Below are 21,675 nucleotides of genomic sequence, written 5' to 3' on the forward strand. Positions count from 1 at the left end.
GACACCGTTGGTGTTACCTCCGGTAACACCAACGGTGTCGGCTACCTTCCCCCCATGACGACTGCCACCGCGCTCGCTCCGGAATCCACGGGTGTGGGCACCCTCTTGCGGGAATGGCGCGACCGGCGCCGGATAAGCCAGCTGGAGCTGGCGCTGCGCGCCGACTCCTCCGCCCGCCACATCAGCTTCATCGAGACCGGCCGCGCCCGGCCCAGCCAGGAGATGGTGCTGCGGCTGGCCGAGCATCTCGACGTCCCCGTACGGGAGCGCAACGCCCTGCTGATCGCGGCCGGTTACGCCCCGAGCTTCCCTGAGACCCCGCTGGACGACCCGTCGATGACCGCGCTGCGGGCGGGCCTGGAACGGATGCTGACCGGCTACGAGCCGTACCCCGCCCTGGTGGTGGACGGGACGTACCACGTGCAGGCGGCGAACAACGGCATGGCCCTGCTGCTCGACGGCATCGACCCGGCGCTGCTCGAACCGCCGCTGAACGCCATGCGGATCACCCTCCACCCCGGCGGCCTGGCCCCCCGGATCCGCAACTTCCTGGAGTGGCGCGGGCATCTTCTCGACCAGATGGAGCGGCAGTTGGCGCTGCTGCGGTCCTCGCCGCTGCGCGAGCTGTACGACGAGGTGAGCGGCTACCCGCTGCCCGCGGGCGGGCGGGAGACCGCGGCGTTCGGCGAGCACCCGCCCTTCGCCCTGCCGATGGTGATCGAGCACGGCGGCCGGGTGCTGTCCTTCATCTCGACGATCGCCACCTTCAACACCCCGATGGATGTGACCGTTTCGGAACTGGCGGTGGAGACCCTCCTGCCCGCCGACCCCGAAACGGCCGCCTTCCTGCGGAACCCGGCGTGACGCGAGCGGCGGCCGCCGCCCCCGCCTGACGTCACGCCGCGTGCGCCGGGCTCCTCACATCGCCGGGACGCGGTCCAGGAATCCGAGCACCGAGCGGATCCGGCCGTCCTCCGCCAGCCGCACCACGTCGAACCCTGCGACCGGCGCCGACCCGTCCGGCGCGACCAGCTCCCAGCCGAACCGCGCGATGTCGTGGTGACCGTCCACCGCCCCCAGCAGCCGGAAGACGAACCCCGGGAACTGCTGGTGCGCGCCGGCGATCGCCGCCGCCAGCCCCTCGTGGCCCGCGACGTCGGCCAGCGGGTCGGTGTAGGTGGCGTCCTCGGTGAACGCCGCGGCGACCGCCTTGGCCCGCGCGCCCTCCTCAGTGGCGTTCCACGCCTCGATGTACCGCGCGCCGGCGGCGGCGTGGTCGACGCCCTGACCGGCGGTGCCCTGCTGCTCGTGCTGCGGCTGCTGCTGCGACATGGCGAACTCCTGGTGATATCCGGAAGAGACGTATCGGCATCGCTTCACGGGCCGGAGTGCGCCGGCCCGTGAACCGATGCCCTCACTCTGCCGGTGCCGCCCTGGAGGGTCGATTACCTGCGAAGTAATCCCCCGGTACGCACCGGGACTCGGCCGGCGGCTACGCGTCCGGGCCGCTGCCGCTCGACGCCGCGGCGCCCACCAGGGACGGCGCGGCCTCCCGTGCCTCCTGTGGGTGCTCGGGCTCGTCCCGGCGCTCCGCGCGGTCCGAGCGCCGGGCGGCCATCAGCGCGTAGACCAGGATGCCGGCGAAGAGGAACAGCACGCCCTGGTAGATCGCCGCGTAGCCGGCCCCGGCGACGAGCCAGAAGGTGAAGCCGAACGCGAGCACCGCGAGCGTCAGATCGCGGGCGAAGCGGCCGGGGCGGACCTTGTCGCGCCGGCCGCTGAGCAGGAAGTAGATCTGGGCGCCGGCCGCCAGGAGGTAGGGGACGGTGGCCGAGAAGGTGGTGATCAGCACCAGGATCTCGAAGACGCCGCCGGTGCCGAGGAAGTAGTTGATCACCGTGAGGGCGCTGGCCAGCACGGCGGCGGCCAGCACGCCGAAGGTGGGCACCCCGCGCTGCTTCTTGAGGAACGCGGCCGGGAAGAGGCCGTCCTTGGCGGCGGCGTACGGGGACTGGGCGCTCATCAGGGTCCAGCCGTTGAGCGCGCCGACGATGGAGATCACGGCCGCCGCGGCGATGACCGTACCGCCCCAGTGGCCGCCGAACATCGCGTCCACCGCGTCCGAGAACGGCGCCTGGGACTTCACCAGCTTGTCGTGGGAGACGGTGCCGAAGACCGCGAGGGTGCCGAGCAGGTAGACCACGGCGGCACCGATGGTGCCGAGGACGGTGGCCCGGCCGACGTTGCGCTCCGGGTCGCGGACCTCGCCGGCGCTCATCGCGGCGGACTCCACGCCGACGTAGCTGTAGAGGAGGATCGCCGCCGCCGCGGACAGCCCGCCGAGGGTGCTGCCGCCGCCCTCGTGGAACGACCCGAGCTTGTGCGGGTCGAAGAAGAACATCCCGACGATCGCGATGAACAGCAGCGGAACGAACTTGAGGACGGTGGAGACCAGTTGGACCGCGCCGACGTAGCGGGTGCCCGCGAAGTTGGCGAGCGCCGGCAGCCACAGCGCGCCCAGGGCCACCGCGAGATCGACGCCCTTGGACGCGTGCCCCGGGAAGAGGACGTGCACATAGCCGACGGCGGCCACCGCCAGCGCCGCGTTGCTGACCCAGGTCATGGTCCAGTACGACCAGGCGGAGAGGAACCCGGCGAAGTCGCCGAACGCCTCGCGCGCGTAGACGTAGGGGCCGCCGGTGTCCGGATGGCGCTGCGCGAGCCGCCCGAAGACCAGCGCGAGGCAGATCGCGCCGAGCGTGAGGACGCCGAAGGCGACCAGGCTGATGGTCCCGAAGGGCGCTACCGAGGCCGGCAGCAGGAAGATGCCGCCGCCGATGATGTTGCCCATCACCAGGGCGGTGGCGGTGACCAGGTTCAACCGGAACGGACGGTTCGGTGGAACGTCCAGGTCAGAGGCGGTAGGGGTGACCTCTACGGCAGGATCGCGGTGCATGGTGTGTGACGCGTCTCTCGTCGTGCTGACTCGCCGGGGTGCCGGCGGGGCCTATGGTCACCGGACGCCCGCACGGCTCAAAATCGCCGCGAATCCTCCTGCCCGACCCGTCTACCAGGCGAATATCTTCGGTCTCACCACCTGCCGGCAGGACGACCGGGGTTCCTGCGCGCCGCATCGATTTCGCCCGCGCGGCCCGTTCCCGTACCCGCGGCCCGGCCGGAGTCCGATGGATCCGGCCCGGCCCCGGCCCGGAGTTGATCATGAGGTCGGCGACATGCGGGAAGCGGTCGGTACGGCGCACCGCGTCGGCCGCCCCGGCGCCGAACGGCGGCGGGTCACTGCCGACGCCCCGCCGCGTACCGCGTACCGCCGGCTCAGGTCCGGCCGGCGCCCGAGGCGACCTCGTCCAGGACGCGCGACGACCCCACCGGCAGGTCCCACAGGTCCTCGCGCGCGAGCCCGGCCGCGGCCCAGGCGGCGCGGACCCGGCGCAGCGGCTCCAACGGCGGCTCCGCGGACAGCAGGAACGTGGACCAGTGCATCGGGACCAGGCACCGCGCCCCCAGGTCCCGGCAGGCCCGTACCGCCTCCTCCGGGTCGGTGTGCACCGGACGCAGCATCCAGCGCGGGTCGTACGCCCCGATGGGCAGCAGCGCGAGATCGATGCCCGGATGGCGGCGGCCGATCTCCTCGAACCAGTGGCCGTAACCGGTGTCCCCCGCGAAGTGGATCCGCCTCCCGTCGGGCGCGGTGAGCAGCCAACCGCCCCAGAGGGAGCGACAGGTGTCGGTCAGCGTCCGCTTGCTCCAGTGGTGCGCGGGGACGAAGTCGAAGCGTACGGACCCGCCGGGCGCGGGCAGTTCGACCGCCTCCCACCAGTCCAGGTCGGTGACCTGTGTGAAGCCACGCCTGCGGGCCCAGGGCGCGAGCCCCGCGGGGAGCAGCAGCGGGGTGTCGCGGGGCAGCCGCTTGAGGGTCGGCGCGTCCAGATGGTCGTAGTGGTTGTGGCTGATCACGACGGCGTCGACCGGCGGCAGATCCTCCCAGCGAACTCCTACGGGGGTGACCCGGGCCGGCGTGCCGAGGATCTTGCGGGACCAGACCGGGTCGGTCAGGACGGTCAGCCCGCCGATCCGGATGACCCAACTGGCGTGCCCGGCCCAGGTCAGCGCCATGGTCGCGGGCGTCGCGTCGGGCATCGGGCCGGGCGCGAAGGGGAGTTGCTGGATCTCCAGCAGCGCCTCGGGGGGCGGCCGCAGCTTGCCCTCCCGGGCGATCCGGGCCAGCGCCCGGACACCGGGCAGCGGTGCGGTCAGCCGGTCGGTGAAGTCCCGCGGCCAGGTGCGGGGTTCCCCCAGCGGGCGCGGCTCGGCGGGCGGCGGCGGGGCGGTGTCCGGGAGGGCCGGGGACGGGGCCGCGCCGAGGGCGGTGACGGTCTCCACGACGGCGGGGCCGGTCACGGCCGTCACCGCGTCCCCGGCACCGCCGACAGCGGGCCCTGTAACGGCGTTACGGTCGGCGTACGGGAGCTGCTCGGTGCGGGACGGCTCGGCGAGGGAGCGCTCGGTCTGTTCGGTCATCGAGGGGCTCCATTCGGTGGGCGGAACCAAGGCGGGAGCGGACGGGAGCGGACTGGAGCGGTCGGCGACGGGGGGCGGCGACCGGGTCCGGGGCCCCGGTGGGGACCCGGGCCGGGCCGTCCGGGGCGTGCGAGTCGGAGGGACGCTCAGGAGTCGGCGCGGCCCCCGGCCGCCGAAGCGGCAGCGGCGTCGGCGGCTTGCGCGGCATCTGCGGAACCGCGGGCAGCGGGGGCAGCGGAGGGCACGGGTGCCGCGGCACCCGGAAGGACCGGTGGCTCAGCTGTCCCCGCCCCCGTCCCCGTACGGGCCCCCGTCCGCATACGCCTCCCCCTCCGGACCCGGCATCCCACTCGCCGCGCCCACCCCGGCCACTCCCCCCAGCCCCTCCAGCAGCCGCGCGAGCGCCGCCAACTCCGCTCGCACATGCGGCAGTTGCAGCGGATCCGCGGCGTCCAGCACGCGCTGCCGGGACGCCGTGTCCGCACCGAGCAGCACGTCCACCCCCAGCCGCACCCGCAGGGCCTCCGGAGCGTCGCCGAAGCGGTGCCCGCCACGGGCCGACCACGGCGCCAACTCCCTTTCCAGAGCGGCTGATGCGGTGATCCCGCGGGCGGCGAGCGGTCGCCGCAGCGGCTCCAGGTCGGCGTAGAGGTGGCTCCCCGAGTGCGGCGGCCGGCAGAGCGCACCGGCCTCCGTGAGGGTGCGGTGCAGCGCCTTGGCGAGCACCCCGTACACCCGGGCGGCGGTCGCGATGCGGTCCCGGACCTCGTCGGGCTCGCCGAGCGCATGGGTGACCGCGCAGGCGAGCGGCCCGGGAAGCGGGATGTGCAGCCCGGCGAGCACGGTGCGGGTCGCGTCCCGGAGGACCTCACCCCGCCGGGTGCCGGGAAAACGGGCCAGCGCGACCGGCCAGCAGGCCGGCACCAGCGCGGCCCGCAGATCGGTCAGCACCACGACCTCACCGGGCAGCATCTCGGCGGGGCTGAGCACCACCGTGTCATGCGGGTCGTGCAGCAGATCGCGGCACGACTCGTCGCTGATGACCCACAGCCCCTCCTCGGCCGCGGCCTCGCACACCTCGTGCAGCTGCTCCGGCGGCGGGCAGGTACCGGTCGGGTCGTCGGCGACGGAGAGGACCAGAACCCTCGGGGTGTCGCCGTGCATACGGGCCCGCCGTACGGTTTCCAGCAGCGCGAACGGGTCCGGCACCCCGCCCGACTCCGCCGGCACGGGCGCCAGATGCACCGGCCGCCCCAGCAGCCGGGCGGGCGGCGCGTACCACTCGGAGCAGGGGCGCGGCAGCACCACCGCGCCGTCCGCGGCGGCGTACAGGGCGAGCAGCAGCGCCGCACCGGGGGCGGCGAGCACCCGGTCGGCCGGGGTGAACAGGCCGCGGCGCTCCCAGTAGCCGCAGGCGGCGGCGCGCAGCGGCGCGGAGCCGCCGGGGGGTTCGGGTGCGGTGCGGCCGGCGGCCGCGGAGAGGTACGCGGCGAGCTCCGGGAGGACCGGCAGGCCCACCGGCGGGTCCGGGTCCGGGTCCGGCTCCCGCTGCGGATCCGGGGCGGTCCGCTGCATCCGTACCTCCACTCCACACGGCCGGTCGATCGTGGGCCCATCACATGATGGGCGGCCCCGACCACCTTCGCAGATCACCGGCGGGGCGGCGGGGGACGACACGTCAGCGGAGGGGGGCGCTGGCCCGGGTGGGAGGCGGCGCACACGGGGCTTGCGGCACACGGTGCCGGACGGGGCACCGGTTCGCTCATGTGTACGACGTACCGGCTCCGGAGCGGGCGGGCACTACCCGGCCGGTACCGCGCGCCGGCGCCTCGTACCGATGCACCTCGACCGCCTCGACCGCCTTCGCCACACCGGCCGCCCCGCCCACCGCCCACTCCTGCCGCTCGGTGCCGCGCCGCACCCAGCCCCGGCGCTCGTACAGCGCGACCGCCGCGGTGTTCGTGGTCTTGACCTCCAGCACGAGCCGCAGCCCGCGGGCCGCCGCGTCCGCCTCGACCGTCGCCAGCAGCCGCGCGCCCAGGCCGCTGCCGTGCGCACCGGGCGCCACATAGAGCCGGCTGACCTCGTTGCCGCACAGCGCGGCATGGCCGGCCACCGCACCGTCCACCTCCGCGACCCAGGCGGCCACCAGCCCGTCGGGGGTCAGCCAGCGCGCCGGGTCGGCGGGCCAGTGATGCGGATAGCCGCTGCGGGTGTGCACCTCGGCGAGCACGGCCACACAGGCGTCGAGGTCGGCGTCGTTCCGTCGTCTGATCATCCGCGCAGACAACCACAACCCCCCGCAGCCGTCAGCCCGTTGCCCCCTCCCCCTCCCCTTCGGCCGACCATATAACGAGACGCTACTCTCGCTATACGAGACACAGGCGTACGGTGGGCACACCACGCCGACGGGTGTCCGCATCGGGGGCCACGCCCCCGTGCGTCCACCCCGACCTACGCGAAGGAGCCGGCCATGCCGCAGGAATCCGCCGTCTACACCCACGGCCACCACGAGTCCGTACTGCGCTCCCACACCTGGCGCACCGCCGCCAACTCGGCGGGATACCTGCTGGATTCGCTGAAGCCCCACATGCGGATCCTGGACATCGGCTGCGGTCCGGGCACCATCACCGCCGACCTGGCGGCGCTGGTGCCCGACGGCCGGGTCACCGGCCTGGAGCACGCACCGGACGTCCTGGACCAGGCCCGCGCCACGGCCGCCGCCCGCGGAGTCGGGAACATCGACTTCACGGTCGGCGATGTCCACGCGCTGGACTTCCCCGACGACACCTTCTGCGTGACCCACGCGCATCAAGTCCTGCAGCACGTAGGCGATCCCGTTCACGCGCTGCGCGAGATGCGCCGCGTCACCAGGCCCGGCGGCATCGTCGCCGTCCGTGATGCGGACTACGCGACCATGACCTGGTACCCGGAGGTCGAGGGCATGGCGGACTGGCTGGACCTGTACAGCCGGGTGGCCCGCGCCAACGGGGGGATGCCGGACGGGGGACGCCGACTGCACGCCTGGGCGCTGGAGGCCGGGTTCACCCAGGACGACATCACCGCCACCGCGAGCGCCTGGTGCTACCAGACCCCCGAGGAACGGACCTGGTGGTCCGAACTGTGGGCGGACCGCACCGTCGCCTCCTCCTACGCCCGGAACGCGGTGGACGGCGGCCACGCCACGCCGGACGACCTCGCCCGGATCGCCGCGGCCTGGCGGGAGTGGGGCGCCCGCGAGGACGGGTGGTTCGCCATGCTGCACGGCGAAGTCCTGTGCCGGGTCTGACGCACGACCAGCCGACCTGACGAATGATCAGTTACGGACCCGCACCCTCACCCCGGAGCACGCCGGGGGCAGGTATCGCGCACCCTCGGCCGGTCCAACTAGGCTGGTTCATATGGACATTCTCGGGACCTCACTGCGGGTGTGCGTCGGCGATCTCGATGCCGCGATCACCGTGTACGAACGACTGACCGGCGCGGAGGCGTTCCGCTTCCAACGCGGCCGCCTGGCGGTCGCGGCCGTCGGCTGCTTCTTCCTCATGAGCGGCCCCGAGGCGGAGCTGTCGGTCCTGCGGAAGATCACCGCGACCATCGCCGTCAAGAACGTGGACGACGCGGCGGCCGATCTGACGGCCGTCGGCGCCGACATCATCGCCGGCCCGCTGCCCACCCCGATCGGCCGCAACCTGATCGCCCGTCACCCCGACGGCTCGGTCTTCGAGTACGTCGACCGCGCCCAGGGCACCTAGGCACGGGCCAGGAACCCCCATCGGCGTGCACCGTGTCCGCGGAGCCGCCCGGCCGCTCCCCTCGGCTGCCGGGCGGCGTGCGGGTCGTGCGCCTCACACCTCCAGGATGATCTTGCCGCGGGCCCGCCCCGCCATACTGAGGCGGAACGCCTCGGCCGCCTCCGCCAGCGGGAACACCGCCTCGACCGGCACCGTCAGCTTCCCGGCGTCCGCGAGAGCGCCCAGCGCGGCCAGATCGGCGGAGTCGGGTCTCACCCACACCATGTGGCCGCCCTTCGCCCCGACTTCGCCATCGGCGATCGACACCACCCGGCCGCGATCCTTCAGCACCTGCTGCGAGACCTCCACGGCCCCGCCGCCGACGAAGTCCAGGGCCGCATCGACGCCTTCGGGGGCCAGCACCCGCACCCGGTCCGCCAGTCCGTCCCCGTAGGTCACCGGCTCCGCGCCGAGGGAGCGGAGGAAGTCGTGGTTGCGCTCGCCGGCCGTCCCGATGACGCGGGCGCCCCGCGCGAGCGCGATCTGCACGCCGAGCGAACCCACCCCGCCGGCCGCGGCGTGCACCAGCACCACCTCACCCGCCTTCACCCCGACCCGTTCGATCGACTGATAGGCCGTCAGACCGGCCAGCGGAAGTCCGGCCGCCTGATACCAGTCGAGCGCGGCGGGCTTGCGCGCCAGGGTCCGCACCGGGGCGGCGACCAGCTCGGCGAACGTGCCGCGCTGCACCGCGTCCTTGCGGACATAGCCGATCACCTCGTCGCCGATCGCGTACTCCGTGGCGTCCGCGCCGACCGCCTCGACGACGCCCGCCACATCCCAGCCGGGGATCAGCGGGAAGTGGACGTCCATGATCCCGTCGAGATAGCCCGCGACGATCTTCCAGTCCACCGGGTTGACCCCGGCCGCCTTGACCCGCACCAGCACCGAGTCGGGCGCGACCTTGGGATCGGGGTACTCGGAGAGCGTGAGAACCTCGGGGCCGCCGTAACTATTCGTGTTGATTGCCTTCATGGTCGCTACAACGCGTGACGGCGGTAGGCGATTCCGCGTCACGCGACCGACTTCCGATTGGCATATGCCAGTCCCGCGCGCGGGAAGGCTCAGCCCCGCACCGGCCGCATCCGGTACTCGTACCGCTCCGGCAGCGGGTGCTCCCGGCGCGCCCTGGCGGCGACGTCCTCGGTGACCGGACCGTCCCCCGCCACGATCCGCTCGGCGATCGCGTACCAGGTGTCGCTGAGCGTCTCGTCCCCCTCTCTCAGATCGGCGATCTCGAAGCCCTCGTCGAAGATCTCGCGGGCCGCGACCGGCCGGCCCCGGGCGAGCAGGACCCGGGCCCGCAGCAACCGGAAGCGGCCCGCGGCGAGTTCGGCCGGGCGCAGCGCCGCCAGCATCGCGGCGGCCTCTTCGGCCCGGCCGGCCGCGAGCAGCGCGGGAACCGCCTCGCGGGCGAGTGCGGGCAGCATCGCCCGACAGGCCCGTGCCACGGCCGGGTCGTCCTCGGCGGCCGACGCCCGGGCGCGGGCGAACGCCTCGGCGAACCGGTCGGCGGCATGCGCCGTCTCGCCGGCCACGGACTCCGCGACGGCCAGGCAGTACAGGGGCAGGCAGCCGGCGCCGTGCGCCAGCGCGCGCTCCCAGCTGCGGACCGCCTGGGCGCGGTCACCGGCGTGCCACTGGGCGAGGCCGAGGTGGTATTCCGTCGCCGGGCCCGGCCGCGCGGCCTCCAGCAGCTCGCGCCAGGCCGGGGCCACCGGCGCCGGCCCGGGACCGGGGCTGCCGGCCGGCAGCGCGCCGGTCCGGATCAGCGTCAGCCAGGGCTCCTGCTCCTCCCCCAGCGTGGCCGCGTCGAACGGCGTTCCGGGCAGGTCCAGCCCCGCCCGGGCGGCTTCGAGCGCGCCCCACCCGGAACCGGTGGCCAGCACCTCCTTCGGTTCCCGGTCGGCGTACGGGAGCCAGGCGGCGTGGGCGGCGTCGACATCGGCCCGCGGCAGTACCGCGGCCAGCCGGGCGGCGACCTCGTCGCGGGCCGCCGACCAGTCCGCGCCGTGCACGGTGGCGGGATCGGCGGCCAGCGGCCCGTACGCCTCCAGCCAGGCCAACTCCCCGTCCGCTTCGAGCGGTACCTGCTCCAGCTGCGTACGCGCCAGCCCCGCCTGGATCTCCGCGTAGCCGCCGGTGCCGGGCTCGGTGAGCCAGCGCTGCCAGCGCCGCCCGGCCCGGCCCGCACCCCAGAGGAACAGCTTGCGGCCACGCAGCGTGTCGGTGGAGGTCTGCACCAGACCGCGGCCGTCGCCGTCCAGGGAGGCGATCCAGCGGCGGGCGCCGTCGGGGACCTCGTAGAAGTAGTCCGCCGGGAACTCGCTGCGGAGCGGGTAACTCCGGTCGGCCCCGCCGGATTCCGGAACCGGCACGCGCCGCAGCGTGCGCTCGTAGCCGAAGTGCCACGCCTCGTCGGCCGGCGCCAGCACCCGGGTGCGCTCGTCCTCCGGGACGGCGATGTTGGACCACCAGTACACCGGGACGGTGTGGTGGTGCGGATTCCGGATCCGTACGCCCACGCAGAGGAAGTCCGAGTCCTCGGGGAGCCAGAGGTCCACCTGGAAGGGCAGATCGCGCAGCCGCTCCCACTCCCACAGCCGCAGCATCTCGCCGCCGTCGGGCGCCGGGACCCGGGCCGCGTGCATCGGCGCGCACGAGAGGGTCGTATGGCCCGTGGCGCCGATGTTCCATTCGATGCCGCCGGAGAACCAGGCGCCGTTGAGCGCGAACGCGGCGGGCTGCACCACCGGGTTGCGGTAGAGGAGTTCCCGGCCGGTGGGCTTGTGGTGCAGGGAGTGCACCCGGCCTCCGAGGCCGGGCAGGACGGTGGCGCGCAGCCGGTCGTTCTCGATGACCAGCGCCGCCAGGTCGGTGGCCCGGCGGTCGCGGCCGTAACCGTCGCGCATCCGGGTGGGCAGGATCGAGCGCAGTGGCTGGTAGCCGAGCTGGCGCGCCATGTCCGCCGGGAGACGCTCGCCTTGGGGGATCTCGACGCGGTGCGGGTCGCCGGCGGCGCGCAGGGCGGGGAGCGGGTTGTCCGGGCCCAGGGGGGCCACGGGGAGGGTCAGGGTGGTGCGTCGGACACTCGTGGCCACGGCTGCCTCGCAGGATCGGGCGGGGCCACCCCGGCTGCGGCGGCCCTCTGTTGACCATGGAACAGCGTGATCGCCGGTCTGAACAGGGCGTCTTGCGGACAGGTGCGGTCAGGGTTGCGCGAAGACGCCCTCCAGGAGGCCGGCGAGGAGCACCGCCCCGGCTCCCGTGGGGTCGCGGTCCGGGTCGTAGATCGTCACGTCGACCCCCACACAGCGCGGCGAGGCCGCCAACGGTGCGAGCAGCGCCCGGAGTTCGGCCGCGGACAGCCCGCCGGGGTCGGGGCTGTCCACCGCCGGCATCACGGCCGGGTCCAGCACATCGGCGTCCAGATGGATCCAGAACCCGTCCAGCGGGGAGTTCTGGAGGTGCCCGAGCGCGGCCCGCGCCACCGCCTCCGGGCCGCGTCGCCGGATCTCGCCGACGTTGGTGCAGCTGATGCCGAGCCGGCTCAGCTCCGGCTGGTCCTCGTCCGCGTCACGTACCCCCAGGAGCCGCACGTCCTCGTCGCGGACGTACGGCCGCAGGCCGTCGATGTCCGTCAGGTCGGACTGCCCGCGTCCGGTGATCTGCGCGACGCCCTCCCCCGCGGCGGCACCGACCGGCCCCGACACGTCCGTGTTCCCCGGGTGCCGGAAGTCGCCGTGCCCGTCCAGATAGGCCACGCCGTACCGGCCCAGCCGCCGCAGCGCGAGCACGGCGCCCAGGAGGATGCTGCAGTCGCCACCGAGGACGACCGGGAAGTCGCCGCTCCGTACGTGTCCCGCCACCCGCCGCGCCAGCCGCACGCTGTACCCGGCGATGGCCTCGGCGTGGAAGACCCCGTCCCCCTCCCGCCACTCCCCCAGGGCGTAGCGGGGCGGCACCACGACCCCGCCCTCCAGCGCCCCGAGCCGACGCAGCAGCCCCTGCTCCCGCAGCGCCCCGGCCAGCTTGGAGCAGCCGGGCACGGCGCCGGGCGCGGGGGGCCGCAGCCCCAGATTGGACGGGGCGTCGATCAGTACGTTCCGGCGCATAAGGGGATCGTAACCGCCGCCATGGGGACGGCCGTTGGTTGCAGGGGGTTGCACGGGAGTCCCGCGGGCCGCGGCCCCGGCCCCGGACCGACGGACGGCCCCCGCCCCCGCCGGACCCGCTCAGCCCGTCTCGGCGCTCCCGCCCCGTTCGTTGAACCGCAGCCGGTTGCCGAACGGGTCGGTGAGGGTGAGCGAGGTCCCGAACTCGTCCGTCTCCAGGCCGGGGCGCTGATACGGGTAGTCCTTGGCGGCCAGTTCGGCGTGCAGGGCGCGGACGCCGGTCAGCTCGGTGTAGACGGTGGAGCCGGGGGTCGCGTCCCCGTGGTGCTCCGAGAGGTGCAGGACCAGGGCGCCGCGGGAGACCTGGGTGTAGAGCGGCGCTCCGGGTGCGAAGCGGTGCTCCCAGTCGAGGGCGCAGCCGAGGTAGCCGACGTAGAAGTCCTTCGCCCTGGCCACGTCGAAGATCCGGAAGACCGGTACGGGGCGCTGGAGGACGACGGGTTGGGGCGTGTGCGGGGAGCCGGTGGGCCGCTCCGCCGCGTCCTGGAGCATCTCGCTGGTCATGGCCCAGCGCTGGTGCCCGCGCCAGGCGCCGTCGATGAACAGGAAGTCCGGGGAGAACCCCTCCAGCCGGAAGCCGGCGCGCCGGACCAGGGCGATCGACTCCCTGTTGCCCGGCTGGACGTTGACCTCCAGGCGGTGCAGGCCCAGTTCCCCGAAGGCGTGGTGCAGGACGAGCCGGAGCCCCTCGCTCATCAGGCCGCGTCCGGCGGCGTGCGCGAAGGCCCCGTAGCCGATGGCGCCGCAGCGGAACGCGCCATGCACGATGTTGTTGACGGTCAGGTAGCCGGCGATCCGCCTGGTGGCGTGTTCGCAGATCAGAAAGCCCTCGCGGGCCGGTTCCTGAAGGCGTGCCAGATAGCCGTCGTAGGCGTCGTCGGTGAGCGGCGGGTAGAGCCAGGGGTGGTGCAGCTCGGCGCTCTGCCGGGCGAGCGTGGTGAATTCCTCCCGGTCGGCGGCGGTGAAGGGCCGGATGCCCACCCGGGGGCCACGCGCGAGGTAGCGATCGTCGGAGCTCGTCATCGGCAGATCGTACGAGGGGCGGGGGTGCGTGACCAAGCGGCATTTCGGGCGCCGGCCGTCCCGCCCGCGCGGGGAGGCGGCCCGGGTGCGGACCTGCCCCGTACGGGCGGAACTGTGTGGCCTCATGGGGCCGGGGTCAGCGCCATACGGGCGCGTCCGTCCCCCAACGGCCGGGGGGAGTCGCCCAATTGGCCGGTCCCCCGTCGAAGGCGACCGGTGGGCGGGCGTGCCGCAGCCGACCCACGGGGCTGTCGGTCTCGCGGAGGTGGCGGTCGGGGTCGTAGCCCGTGGGAGGGGCGGCCGTCCCCGTGGGCGCGGCGGGCCTCTCGGGCCTTTCCCCCAGGTCCTGCATCAGCCACCGCGCCGTACGGGCCAGCGCGAGGGTCGCCAGCTGCGCGCCGCCGGTCCGGGCCTGTTCCGTGAGCGACCGCAGCACCGCGGCCGCCAGCAGATACCCGGTGGCGTGGTCCAGCGCCTGGGCGGGCAGCGCACCGGGATTCCCGTCGGCGTCCGCCTCCGCGGCGGCGATACCGGTCGCGACCTGCACCAGGCTGTCGAATCCTCGCCGGGCGCCCCAGGGGCCGTCGTCCCCCCAGGCGGAGAGCCGGGCCACGACCAGCCCGGGGCGGCGTTCGGCGAGCGCTTCGGGGGCGAGCCCGAAGCGGTCCAGGGCGCCGGGACGGTAGCCGGTCACCACGACGTGCGCGTCCGCGAGCAGCGCCTCGAAGGACGCCCGACCGCCGTGCGAGCCCAGGTCCAGGGTGGTGGACCGCTTGCCGAACCCGGTGTCGTTGTGCGCGTCCTGACTCTCCGGGAGCTGCGGGGCGTCGATGCGCAGGACGTCCGCTCCCAGGAGGGCGAGGGTGCGGGTGGCGACCGGTCCGGCGATCACCCGGGTCAGGTCCAGGACGCGCAGCCCGGCGGCGGGCAGCGTCGGGGTGCCGGCGAGGGCGGGCAGCGGACGCGGCGGGGTGCCGCCGCCGAGGGCCTCGCGGCTGAGCAGCGGCAGCCCGGCCAGCGCGGCACCCTGCGGGTGGGCGGCCCATTCCTTGGAGGTGCGGGCGGCGACGGCCAGCCCGCCCGCCGCGTACACGGCCTCCTGGACGTCGTCGGCGGTGCGTTCGGCGACGACGGTCGCGACCTCGGTCGGGCCGGCGGTCTCCGGGAGGCCCAGCGCGCGCAGCAGACGGGCTTGGTGGTGCGGGTAGTTGGCGTGCGTGCGGACCCAGCCGTCGGCGGTGCGCCAGAAGCGGGAGAGCGGCGCGAACGCCGAGGGTGCGCGGCCGTCGATCCGCAGATGGCGCTCGCTGACGAAGGCGGTGGCCACCGCGCCGTCGTCGACCCGTACGGCGGGTAGCGGGCCGCCGTAGCGCTGCGCCGCCAGCTCCGCCGCGGCGAGCGCGCAGGCGGCGACGGCGGCGCGGGCCAGGTCCATCACGGGGAGCCGGGCCGGCAGCAGGCCGGGCGGCCCGCCGTACGCGATCCGCCGCGTGAGGCCCGGGTCGCCCGCCAGTGCCGCCCAGGCCAGATCCGTACCGGTGTCGTGCCGTTGCTCCACGTCGTGTCGTTGCCCCATGAAGCAAGTTTGGCACTCAGTGCCACCCGTGACCAGTGGATCCCGGCGTCGCGCGGATCACCGCCCCGCGGGCGGGCGCGCGGCCCACCGCTCCCCCGCGCCGGGCGCCGCCAGGGCCAGCCGGCGATGGGTGCGGCGCAGCACCGTACGGGCCATGAAGGGGTGGACGCGCCGCACGAGGGCGAGGTAGAGCCGCCCGCCCCGGTGGTGGGTGCGGACGACCGTGCCGAGGGTGACGTGGCCGTCGGCGACCAGGACGGAGGCCCGGAAGTCCAGGTGGCCGGCGTCCTTGCCGAGCAGGATCTCGCCGCCCTCCCGGCCCACCACCGGGAACGGCGCGCCGCGCAACACCCCTTCCCAGGCTTCCGGTTCCGCCGGCATGCCGGGGCGCAGCGGCAGCTGCCAGGCGTCCTGGAAGTCCGTACGCGGAAAGGCACCGCGTGCCAGTCGAGCGCTCTCCGGGAGGGCGACGGCCGTCGGGCGGTCCCACAGCAGCCGGTTGAGCAGCCGCACCCGTGGCGACCAGCGGACGGGGGCGCCGAGCCGTCCGGTGGCCGCCCGTTCGATGTTGTCGAGCACCTCCTCGACGACGGTGTCGTGCCCGGCGCGGATCGCCAGATGCCACACGAGCCGGCGGGCGAGGCCGTGCCGGCACTCCAGGACGTGCTCGACCCGGCAGCGGTCCGGCCCCAAGGGGCGGACGGTGAACTCGTGGTAGCCGGTGGCGTCGCCGTGCGGGCCCGGGAGGAAGTCGAAGCGGATGCGGCGGCCCGGTTCGTGGACGGCCACCTGGTAGGGGCCCAGGCCGTGGTCACCGACGGCACCGACCTCCAGGGGACGGTCGAAGCGCATCGGGTGCCAGGCGGGCGTCGGGAAGAGCGGATCGGGATCGCCGCCGAGCCGGTCGAGCAGGGCTCCCACGGCGTTCGCCGGGGCCTGGACGGTGCGGGAATGGACGTTGCGGACCGTGCGCACGGAACACCTCCATACGGTGGCGTATGTTTGACCGTACGGTAGCGTATGGCCATGGTGCGACAGCGAGAGAGGGCGGCCCGTAGCGGCGCGCGACGGCGGCTGACGGTGCGGGACTGGGCCGATGCGGCCCTGGCGGCCATGGGTGAGGGCGGACTCGCGGCGGTGGCCGTGGAGCCGCTCGCGGCCCGGCTGGGCACCACGAAGGGCAGCTTCTACTGGCACTTCACCAATCGGGACGCGCTGATCGAGGCCGCGCTGGAGCGCTGGGAGGAGAGCCGCACCGAGGCCGTGATCGCCGAGCTGGCGGACGAGCCCGACGCCGGCACCCGGCTCCGCCGGCTGTTCCAGCGGGCCACCCGAACCGCCGCCGAGGACCCCCTGGAGGTGTCGTTGCTGGCGTCCGCGGCCGATCCGCGGGTGGCGGCCACGCTCACGCGGGTGACCGACCGCCGCATCGGCCATATCGCCTCGCTCTTCGCGGAGTTGGGGTTCCCGGAGGACGAGGCTCGGCGCCGCGGCCTGCTCGCGTACACCGCCTACCTGGGGCACACCCAGCTCAGCCACGCGGTGCCCGGGACGCTGCCGGCCGGGGACGCCCGCGACCTCCATCTGGACGCGGTGCTGGAGACCTTGTTGCGTCCGGCGGGAACTACCGCCGCGCGTCCGGACGTTCGCGAGGTGAGCCCGGATCCAGACGTATCGGAATCCGCCGCCGAGAGGGGGTGAGGGTGGCGAACGGGGCCGATTCCGGACCGAGTCGACCGGACCGCACGGGGTGCCGTGGGCATCGCGAGGGGACCGGCGCGGCCGGGCTCGCGTCCAGGGCCGGCATGTCCTACGGAAGTCGGCCGTGACACCCCGTCGACGACCGGCTCACCTCACCCGCACGGGAGGAATCCGTGACCGAGACCGTCTCCTTCCCCCAGGACCGCACCTGCCCCTACCACCCTCCGGCGAACTACCGGCCGCGGCGCGAGGCGGGCCCGCTCGCGCACGTCACCTTCTACGACGGCCGCGATGTCTGGGCCGTGACCGGCCACACCGAGGCGCGGGCGCTGCTGACCGACCCCCGGCTGTCGTGCGACCGGCGGAACCCGTCGTTCCCGGCGCCGGTCGAGCGCTTCAGGGCCGCCGCCCGGCGGTTCAGAACCCCGCTGATCGGCACGGACGACCCCGAGCACAACGCCCAGCGCCGGATGCTGATCCCCAGCTTCAGCCTCAAGCGGACCGTCGCACTCCGTCCGCGGATCCAGCGCATCGTGGACGAGTTGCTGGACGGGATGCTGGCCCAGGGACCGCCCGCCGAGCTGGTCTCCGCGTTCGCCCTGCCGGTGCCCTCGATGGTCATCTGCCGGTTGCTCGGCGTCCCGTACGCCGACCACGAGTTCTTCGAGGAGCGGTCCCACCGGATGCTCCGCGGACGTACGGCCGAGGAAGTCGAGCAGGCCCGCATCGATCTGGAGGACTATCTCTCGGACCTGATCGCCCGCAAGGAGCGGGATCCGGGCGACGGCCTGCTGGACGAGCTGATCGAGGAGCGGCTGCCGACCGGTGCCGTCGAGCGCGTCGAGTTGGTCCGGCTGACCATGGTCCTGCTGGTCGCCGGCCATGAGACCACCGCCAACATGATCTCGCTCGGTGCCTTCACCCTCCTGCAACACCCGGAGCAGTTGGACAGGTTGCGGTCGGACGAGGGCCTGATGCCGTCCGCGGTCGAGGAGTTGCTCCGGTTCCTGTCCATAGCGGACGGGATGCTGCGGGTGGCGACCGAGGACATCGAGATCGCCGGGCAGACCATCCGGACGGGCGACGGGGTGGTGTTCCCCACGTCTGTGATCAACCGCGACGAGACGGCCTATCCGTCACCGGACGAGCTGGACGTCGGCCGTTCGGCCCGCCACCACATCGCGTTCGGCTTCGGCATCCACCAGTGCCTCGGGCAGAACCTCGCCCGCGCGGAGATGGAGATAGCGCTGCGCTCGCTGTTCACGCGGATCCCCGATCTGCGACTCGCCGTGCCGGCTGCCGACATTCCGTTCAAGCCGGGGGACACTCTCCAAGGAATGCTCGAACTGCCTCTGGCCTGGTAGCGCCGCACGGTCTCCACCAAGGAGGCAGCCCACGGAAAGGGGTCCGACATGCGGATCACCATCGACACGAACGTCTGTATCGGCGCCGGCCAGTGCGCGCTCACCGCGCCGTCGGTGTTCACCCAGGACGACGACGGGTTCAGTCAGCTGCTGCCCGGCCGCGAGGACGGCGGCGGCGACCCCCTGGTGCGCGAGGCCGTCCGCGCGTGCCCCGTACAGGCCATCACAGCCACGGAGGAGTGACGCCGGACGACTCACCCCCCACGCGCGGACGGCCCGGATGACGCCCGCGGCCCCCGGCTGACGCCCATGGCGTCCGGCCGATGCGCACGGCTCCCGGCCGGCACCAGGCGACCGCGGCGCGCACGCGACGTTCCGCCCCGGACTCCGATCACTACGGCATCCACCCCATCCGCTACCGCAACACCCCTTCGGTGACGGGAAGTTCGAGGACCCCGGTGTCCCCGGGAGCGCTGGTGACCGTCACCCGCTTCACGCCGCGATTGCCCGCATAGGCGGTGTCACTCGCGGCGATCACCAGCCGCAGCCGGTGCCCCGGCGCGAAGCGATGCACGATGCCCGGGAGTTCCACGGTGAACTTCCGGGTCACATCGGGCACCCGGGCCGGGGCCACCATCCGGTGCACCAGCGTCTTGCCGCCGTCCGGCGCGACGTCGTAGATCTTGACGAAGAGCAGCAGCTTGTCCGCCGCGTCCGAGGAGTTCTGCACCTCCTCGGCCTGCGGCGAGGAGACCCTCAGCGTCACCTTGGGCGGGCCCACGACGTCCACCGGTCCACCGGTCACCGGCGCCGAGATCCAGTCCAGGTAGGTGCCCTTGATGTCGTACGGCGGCGCGTCCGGCAGGCCGATGAGGGCGGCCAGCGAGTTCTCCGAATGACTGGTGGGCACCAGCACGTTGCGGTATTCACGGCTGCCGCGCACGACCTCGCCGCGGTTGCCGACGAGCCTGCCGTCGCCGGAGAGATAGAGCCGCTGCCGGCCCCCCGTGGGGAAGGCGGACGAGGTGGCGTAGGCGCTTCGGCCGGTCGCCCAGTCGCGGTAGTACGCGAAGGCCGGGCCGGTGCCGGTTTCCGTGCGGTGGCGCAGATAGCGGTCGAACCAGGCGAGGATCCGCTGTCCCACATAGCTGCTGTCCAAGTTGCCCGTGGCCAGGTTCAGTTCGCCCTTCGGAGGGTTCTTGATCCCGCCGCTGTGGCCCCAGGACTGCCAGATCATCCTGACCGGGGTGCCCTGCGCGCGGAGGGTCCGGTACGTGGCCGCGGCCTCGTTGAGGTTGAAGAGGGTGTCGGCCTCCCCCTGGACCAGCAGCGTCGGCGCCGTGACCGACTTCAGGTAGGAGACCGGTGAGACGCTGCGCACGTACCGGAACACCTCCTGGGTCCGGCCGGGCGGATACCTGCGGGAATCCAGCAGCTGCTTGGTCCGGCAGGCCGGCGCGACGAAGTGCAGACAGCCCGCGCCGCCGATCCACGACGGGTCCAGTCCCGGATGCAGCAGCCCCTGCGCCTCGCCGAGCAGGAAGAACCCGTTCGTCCATTCGTGTTTGTACGCCCCGGGCACCTGTCCGCTGACGCCCCGCCTGCGGCCGGTGTTGTTCGGGTCGAGGGAGTACCCGAGGTCGTTCCAGGTGATCAGCGGCACCAGGGCGTCGACGCGGTGGTCCACGGCGGCGGTCGCCATCTGGATCGCGCCGCCGTAGGACCCGCCGATCATGCCGACCCGCGGATCGCCGGGCCGGTCCTGGGTGACGTAGTCGATGCGGGTGCCGTCGTCGGCGGTGCGCGTCCCCGCCAGCAGGTCGATCAGCCGGCTAGCCGCCCTGCCGTCGATGCCGGGGTCGTCGAGGGAGATCGGGCAGCCGGTCTTGCCGAACCCGAGACCGGAGTAGGCCAGGGAGACATAGCCGCGGGAGGCGAAGGCCCGGGCGATGCCGTCGGTCGAGCCGTCCGCCTTGCTGCCGCCGAAGCCGTTGGTGGTCAGTACGGCGGGCGCCGGGTGCGCGGCGTCCACGCCCCGGGGGCGGTACAGGTCCACGTCCACGGGGCAGGTACGGCCGCCGGCGCGGACGGTCACCGTGAGCGCGGTGACCGTGAACGGGGCGGCGGCGCCCCCTGCCGCGGTGGGGGCGTTGAGGACGACGGGCACGGCGAGGACGGTGCCGGCCAGCAGAGCGAGGGACGCGCGGAGTACGGGGCGGGACACGGCTCGGGACACGCTGGGCACGAGACCTCCACAAGGACACGCCGTACCAACTGGTCGGTAGCGGCCGGGTCATGGTGTGACACGAGTAACGGGCATGTCAACGCTCACGACATGCGGTGATGTCGGAGCGTCAGCTCATTGCTACCCACGGATATATAGGGCGTGCGGCGTCCCGATGACGGGGATTTTGACGCTACGTCAGCCGAATGCCGGACCGCCGGCCGTCAGACCAGCGCCGGTATCGCACAGGTCAGCGTGCCCGCCGACGCGTCCAGCTCCGCCGGGACGCCGAGCGGCACCATCAGCGCGGAGTCGCCGTGCCCGAACCCGAACTCCTCCACCACCGGCACCCCGAGGCCGCCCAGCCGGTCCGCCAGCACCTCCCGCACCCGCTCGTACGGGCCGCAGCGGGTCCAGGAGCCGAGGAGGATCCCCGCGACGCCGTCCAGCCAGCCGGCGCGCAGGAGCTGGGTGAGCGCACGGTCGATGCGGTACGGCGGCTCGCCGGTGTCCTCCAGGAGGAGCAGGCCGCCGGCCGCGCCGGAGCGGGACCGCACCGTGCCCAGCTCGGCGGCGAGCAGGGTCAGGCAGCCGCCGAGGGTCACGCGGGCGCGGCCCGGCACCAGCGGCCGGGAAGCGGCCGGGAAGCGGCCGACGCCAGGGTGCGCACCGTCTCCGGCGCGAACAGCGTGCGCCGCAGATGCTCGCGGGTGGGCTCGTCCCGGGAGAGGGCCCGTCCGGCGACGGACGGGCCGTGCAGCGAGGTGACACCGGCGCGTACCGCGAACGCCTCGTGCAGCACCGTCACGTCGCTGAACCCGATCAGCGGTTTCGGCACCGCCGCACGAAGGACGTCCCAGTCCAGGAGGTCGACCATCCGCTGGGCCCCGTAGCCGCCGCGGGCCGCGAACACGGCCGTGACGGACGGGTCGCACCACGCCTCCTGGAAGTCGCGGGCACGGGCCTCGTCGGCCGCCGCGAGATAGCCCAACGTGCCGTGCCCGGCGTGGACATGGGGTGCGGTGACCGGGTCCAGGCCCCAGCCGCGCAGGACCTCCAGCCCGCTCGCCAGCAGCTCGGGCGTGACGGGGCCGCTCGGCGCCACGACGGCCACCCGGTCGCCGGGCCGCAGCCGCCGGGGTCGGTTCGGCTCCGGCGCCTGCGCCGCGGTCATGGGTGCGGCTCCAGCGGCGGGACATCGCCGCGGGCGATGCCGAAGGACCGGGCACAGAGGGCCAGCTCGGCCTCCAGGGCGCGCGCCCGGGCGTCCGCGCGGCGG

18 protein-coding genes and 1 pseudogene are annotated in these 21,675 nt (G+C 74.0%); 6 read left to right on the plus strand and 13 right to left on the minus strand.

Going from position 1 to position 21,675, the window contains the following annotated elements:
* Window positions 1-54 precede the first annotated feature (54 nt).
* On the plus strand, window positions 55-864 hold the full coding sequence (locus GR130_RS28035; RefSeq protein WP_159507285.1) for a helix-turn-helix domain-containing protein: 810 nt from the start codon (window positions 55-57) through the stop codon (window positions 862-864).
* 54 nt (window positions 865-918) lie between these two features.
* Here the strand turns inward: GR130_RS28035 and GR130_RS28040 are convergent, their stop codons facing one another.
* The 5 genes from GR130_RS28040 to GR130_RS28060 form a co-directional block, all read right to left on the minus strand.
* Window positions 919-1,332: a nuclear transport factor 2 family protein gene (locus GR130_RS28040; RefSeq protein WP_159507286.1), complete on the minus strand. Its 414-nt coding sequence runs from the start codon at window positions 1,330-1,332 to the stop codon at window positions 919-921.
* 160 nt (window positions 1,333-1,492) lie between these two features.
* A complete protein-coding gene (locus GR130_RS28045) occupies window positions 1,493-2,851 on the minus strand; it encodes an amino acid permease (RefSeq protein ID WP_159510268.1) in 1,359 nt (452 codons plus the stop codon).
* A gap of 482 nt (window positions 2,852-3,333) precedes the next feature.
* Window positions 3,334-4,539, minus strand: a complete 1,206-nt coding sequence (locus GR130_RS28050; protein ID WP_236573585.1) for an MBL fold metallo-hydrolase — start codon at window positions 4,537-4,539, stop codon at window positions 3,334-3,336.
* Between the two features lie 276 nt (window positions 4,540-4,815).
* The gene (locus GR130_RS28055) at window positions 4,816-6,114 is read right to left on the minus strand and encodes an aminotransferase class I/II-fold pyridoxal phosphate-dependent enzyme (RefSeq protein WP_159507287.1); all 1,299 of its coding nucleotides are present in this window, start codon (window positions 6,112-6,114) and stop codon (window positions 4,816-4,818) included.
* 187 nt (window positions 6,115-6,301) lie between these two features.
* On the minus strand, window positions 6,302-6,817 hold the full coding sequence (locus GR130_RS28060) for a GNAT family N-acetyltransferase (RefSeq protein WP_159507288.1): 516 nt from the start codon (window positions 6,815-6,817) through the stop codon (window positions 6,302-6,304).
* Between the two features lie 195 nt (window positions 6,818-7,012).
* Between GR130_RS28060 and GR130_RS28065 the strand changes: the two genes are divergently transcribed.
* Both GR130_RS28065 and GR130_RS28070 read left to right on the plus strand, forming a co-directional pair.
* A complete protein-coding gene (locus GR130_RS28065; RefSeq protein ID WP_159507289.1) occupies window positions 7,013-7,828 on the plus strand; it encodes a methyltransferase domain-containing protein in 816 nt (271 codons plus the stop codon).
* A gap of 112 nt (window positions 7,829-7,940) precedes the next feature.
* Complete coding sequence (locus GR130_RS28070) at window positions 7,941-8,294, plus strand: VOC family protein (RefSeq protein WP_159507290.1); 354 nt, start codon at window positions 7,941-7,943, stop codon at window positions 8,292-8,294.
* Window positions 8,295-8,387: 93 nt separating this feature from the next.
* Here GR130_RS28070 and GR130_RS28075 read toward each other — a convergent pair whose 3' ends face one another.
* From GR130_RS28075 to GR130_RS28100, 6 genes are all read right to left on the minus strand, one after another.
* Complete coding sequence (locus GR130_RS28075) at window positions 8,388-9,308, minus strand: NADP-dependent oxidoreductase (protein WP_159507291.1); 921 nt, start codon at window positions 9,306-9,308, stop codon at window positions 8,388-8,390.
* An 89-nt stretch (window positions 9,309-9,397) separates the two neighbouring features.
* Window positions 9,398-11,434 (minus strand): DUF5107 domain-containing protein, encoded by a 2,037-nt coding sequence (locus GR130_RS28080; RefSeq protein ID WP_159507292.1) that lies wholly within the window; start codon window positions 11,432-11,434, stop codon window positions 9,398-9,400.
* 108 nt (window positions 11,435-11,542) lie between these two features.
* A complete protein-coding gene (locus GR130_RS28085) occupies window positions 11,543-12,448 on the minus strand; it encodes an arginase family protein (protein WP_159507293.1) in 906 nt (301 codons plus the stop codon).
* A 120-nt stretch (window positions 12,449-12,568) separates the two neighbouring features.
* On the minus strand, window positions 12,569-13,531 hold the full coding sequence (locus GR130_RS41670) for a glyoxalase superfamily protein (RefSeq protein ID WP_328707570.1): 963 nt from the start codon (window positions 13,529-13,531) through the stop codon (window positions 12,569-12,571).
* A gap of 136 nt (window positions 13,532-13,667) precedes the next feature.
* Complete coding sequence (locus GR130_RS28095) at window positions 13,668-15,107, minus strand: CoA transferase (protein ID WP_159507294.1); 1,440 nt, start codon at window positions 15,105-15,107, stop codon at window positions 13,668-13,670.
* A gap of 57 nt (window positions 15,108-15,164) precedes the next feature.
* Window positions 15,165-16,082: a DUF2867 domain-containing protein gene (locus GR130_RS28100; protein WP_159507295.1), complete on the minus strand. Its 918-nt coding sequence runs from the start codon at window positions 16,080-16,082 to the stop codon at window positions 15,165-15,167.
* 45 nt (window positions 16,083-16,127) lie between these two features.
* On the opposite strand from GR130_RS28100, the gene GR130_RS28105 reads away from it, so the two are divergent.
* The 3 genes from GR130_RS28105 to GR130_RS28115 all read left to right on the plus strand — a co-directional run bounded on the left by GR130_RS28105 (window position 16,128) and on the right by GR130_RS28115 (window position 18,415).
* A complete protein-coding gene (locus tag GR130_RS28105; RefSeq protein ID WP_159507296.1) occupies window positions 16,128-16,808 on the plus strand; it encodes a TetR/AcrR family transcriptional regulator in 681 nt (226 codons plus the stop codon).
* Between the two features lie 173 nt (window positions 16,809-16,981).
* Window positions 16,982-18,172, plus strand: a complete 1,191-nt coding sequence (locus tag GR130_RS28110) for a cytochrome P450 (protein WP_159507297.1) — start codon at window positions 16,982-16,984, stop codon at window positions 18,170-18,172.
* Window positions 18,173-18,220: 48 nt separating this feature from the next.
* Entirely contained in the window at window positions 18,221-18,415 is a 195-nt protein-coding gene (locus tag GR130_RS28115) for a ferredoxin (RefSeq protein WP_159507298.1), read from the plus strand.
* 172 nt (window positions 18,416-18,587) lie between these two features.
* Here GR130_RS28115 and GR130_RS28120 read toward each other — a convergent pair whose 3' ends face one another.
* Window positions 18,588-20,408 carry a CocE/NonD family hydrolase gene (locus tag GR130_RS28120; RefSeq protein ID WP_159510270.1) on the minus strand — a complete coding sequence of 607 codons (1,821 nt, stop codon included), beginning with the start codon at window positions 20,406-20,408 and terminating at the stop codon, window positions 18,588-18,590.
* A 212-nt stretch (window positions 20,409-20,620) separates the two neighbouring features.
* Window positions 20,621-21,570: pseudogene (locus GR130_RS28125) on the minus strand (S66 peptidase family protein).
* Window positions 21,571-21,675 lie beyond the last annotated feature (105 nt).

This window comes from Streptomyces sp. GS7, assembly GCF_009834125.1.
GTDB lineage: Bacteria > Actinomycetota > Actinomycetes > Streptomycetales > Streptomycetaceae > Streptomyces.

Coding starts and splice junctions, on each gene's coding strand:
- GR130_RS28035 (WP_159507285.1), top strand. CDS start 55: ATGACGACTGCCACCGCGCTCGCTCCGGAATCCACGGGTGTGGGCACC.
- GR130_RS28040 (WP_159507286.1), bottom strand. CDS start 1,332: ATGTCGCAGCAGCAGCCGCAGCACGAGCAGCAGGGCACCGCCGGTCAG.
- GR130_RS28045 (WP_159510268.1), bottom strand. CDS start 2,851: ATGGGCAACATCATCGGCGGCGGCATCTTCCTGCTGCCGGCCTCGGTA.
- GR130_RS28050 (WP_236573585.1), bottom strand. CDS start 4,539: ATGACCGAACAGACCGAGCGCTCCCTCGCCGAGCCGTCCCGCACCGAG.
- GR130_RS28055 (WP_159507287.1), bottom strand. CDS start 6,114: ATGCAGCGGACCGCCCCGGATCCGCAGCGGGAGCCGGACCCGGACCCG.
- GR130_RS28060 (WP_159507288.1), bottom strand. CDS start 6,817: ATGATCAGACGACGGAACGACGCCGACCTCGACGCCTGTGTGGCCGTG.
- GR130_RS28065 (WP_159507289.1), top strand. CDS start 7,013: ATGCCGCAGGAATCCGCCGTCTACACCCACGGCCACCACGAGTCCGTA.
- GR130_RS28070 (WP_159507290.1), top strand. CDS start 7,941: ATGGACATTCTCGGGACCTCACTGCGGGTGTGCGTCGGCGATCTCGAT.
- GR130_RS28075 (WP_159507291.1), bottom strand. CDS start 9,308: ATGAAGGCAATCAACACGAATAGTTACGGCGGCCCCGAGGTTCTCACG.
- GR130_RS28085 (WP_159507293.1), bottom strand. CDS start 12,448: ATGCGCCGGAACGTACTGATCGACGCCCCGTCCAATCTGGGGCTGCGG.
- GR130_RS41670 (WP_328707570.1), bottom strand. CDS start 13,531: ATGACGAGCTCCGACGATCGCTACCTCGCGCGTGGCCCCCGGGTGGGC.
- GR130_RS28095 (WP_159507294.1), bottom strand. CDS start 15,107: ATGGGGCAACGACACGACGTGGAGCAACGGCACGACACCGGTACGGAT.
- GR130_RS28105 (WP_159507296.1), top strand. CDS start 16,128: ATGGCCATGGTGCGACAGCGAGAGAGGGCGGCCCGTAGCGGCGCGCGA.
- GR130_RS28115 (WP_159507298.1), top strand. CDS start 18,221: ATGCGGATCACCATCGACACGAACGTCTGTATCGGCGCCGGCCAGTGC.